The sequence below is a fragment of the Pseudomonas sp. PS02303 genome (assembly GCF_029959925.1).
Classification (GTDB): domain Bacteria; phylum Pseudomonadota; class Gammaproteobacteria; order Pseudomonadales; family Pseudomonadaceae; genus Aquipseudomonas; species Aquipseudomonas mandelii.
Genome location: NZ_JASCOM010000518.1, coordinates 1 through 1,406, shown reverse-complemented (window position 1 = coordinate 1,406; position 1,406 = coordinate 1). Strand labels below are relative to the sequence as shown.

Annotated in this window: 2 protein-coding genes; both read left to right on the top strand. The window is 56.8% G+C overall.

The window, feature by feature from the left end; all coding sequences use genetic code 11:
* The first annotated feature begins 146 nt into the window (after positions 1–146).
* Positions 147–710: a TetR/AcrR family transcriptional regulator gene (locus QMX98_RS34620; RefSeq protein ID WP_102593770.1), complete on the top strand. Its 564-nt coding sequence runs from the start codon at positions 147–149 to the stop codon at positions 708–710.
* A gap of 56 nt (positions 711–766) precedes the next feature.
* Entirely contained in the window at positions 767–1,243 is a 477-nt protein-coding gene (locus tag QMX98_RS34615) for a nuclear transport factor 2 family protein (protein WP_010460010.1), read from the top strand.
* The last annotated feature ends 163 nt before the right edge of the window (positions 1,244–1,406 follow it).

Here is a 1,406-nt window from a genome sequence, read left to right as displayed (position 1 = left end):
CTGCGTGGGAATGCCGCCATGGACGCTCTGCGTCCGCTTCGAAATGTGACGCGGAACGTCACGGGATGCATTCCCACGCAGAGCGCGGGAACGATCTTTCTAAAAATCTGTTGACCAAGGAGAACGATCGTTCTACTGTTCGCCACATGAACGAAATCACAAGCAACGACACACGCGACATCATTCTGGATGTCACCGAAAAGTTGATCTATAAAAGTGGCATCGCCGCCACCGGCATGGATCTTCTGGTAAAGACCGCCGGCGTCTCCAGAAAAAGTATCTACCGCTACTTCGCCAACAAGGAGGAGCTGACCGTCGCCGCCCTGCAACGCCGCGACGCGCGCTGGATGCACTGGTACAGAAGTGAAGTCGACCAGGCTGAAACCCCGGCCGACCGCCTGCTCAACCTGTTTACCGTGCTCAAGGCCTGGTTCGCCTCTGAAGGCTTCCGTGGCTGTGCGTTCATCAATACCAGTGGTGAAACCGGCGACCCGTCAGACCCGGTTCGCCTGGTCGCCAAAGACCACAAACAAAAGCTGCTCGACTACGTGTGCGAGCTCTGCACCGAACATGGCGCTAACGACCCGGAGACGCTGGCCAAACAGCTGCTGATCCTGATCGACGGCGCCATTACCGTAGCGCTTGTGATGGGTGATCACAGTGCCGCCGATAATGCGCAATGCATGGCGCGAAAGTTATTGGACCTGTAACACTTGAACCAAGCCTGACAACTTGCTCGAACTCTAACTTGAAAGGGAGACTATATATGTCTAACGCCGAAGTTCGTCCGCCATTGCCGCCGTTTACCCGTGAATCAGCCATCGAAAAAGTTCGCCTGGCCGAAGACGGCTGGAACTCCCGCGACCCGGAACGCGTGTCGCTGGCCTACACCCTGGACACCAAGTGGCGTAACCGCGCCGAGTTCGCCTACAACCGCGAAGAAGCCAAAGGTTTCCTGACCCGCAAATGGGCCAAGGAACTGGATTATCGCCTGATCAAGGAACTCTGGGCCTTCACCGGCAACCGCATCGCCGTACGTTACGCCTATGAATGGCACGACGACTCGGGTAACTGGTTCCGTTCCTACGGCAACGAAAACTGGGAGTTCGATGAAAACGGTTTGATGGCCAACCGGTTTGCCTGCATCAACGACATGCCGATCAAGGAAAGCGACCGCAAGTTCCATTGGCCACTGGGACGTCGCCCGGATGATCATCCGAGCCTGTCCGACCTCGGTCTGTAACCGCTGATCCCCTGTAGGAACGAGGTTTGCCCGCGGAGGCGATGTAACAGGCCACTTATTTGTTGACTGTGAATCAGCCTTCGCGGGCAAGCCTCGCTCCTACGGGATTGTGGTCATCACAAAACGGGCGGACGACATAAATCCCGTAGGAGCGAGGCTTGCC